This is a genomic window from Kluyvera georgiana ATCC 51603 (assembly GCF_001654985.1).
GTDB classification, from domain to species: Bacteria; Pseudomonadota; Gammaproteobacteria; order Enterobacterales; family Enterobacteriaceae; genus Kluyvera; species Kluyvera georgiana.
In genome coordinates, this window is record NZ_LXEU01000154.1 from 1 (window position 1) to 300 (window position 300).

Annotated in this window: 1 protein-coding gene; it reads left to right on the plus strand. The window is 47.3% G+C overall.

The window, feature by feature from the left end; all coding sequences use genetic code 11:
- Positions 1–52 precede the first annotated feature (52 nt).
- A partial coding sequence (locus M989_RS24120) for a transposase (protein ID WP_001324744.1) occupies positions 53–300 on the plus strand: 248 nt, incomplete at its 3' end.

A 300-nucleotide genomic window follows, 5' to 3' on the forward strand; every position in this document is an offset into this window, starting at 1 on the left:
GGGTTTAACAGACACCTCAGAGTCATTTAAGATGGCTTAAAGAGAGGTGCCCATGAGCGGTAAGCGTTATCCCGAAGAGTTTAAAACTGAAGCAGTCAAACAGGTTGTTGATCGCGGTTATTCTGTTGCCAGCGTTGCAACACGTCTCGATATCACCACCCACAGCCTTTATGCCTGGATAAAGAAGTACGGTCCGGATTCTTCCACTAATAAAGAACAGTCAGATGCTCAGGCCGAGATCCGCCGTCTCCAGAAAGAGCTGAAACGGGTTACCGACGAACGGGACATATTAAAAAAAGC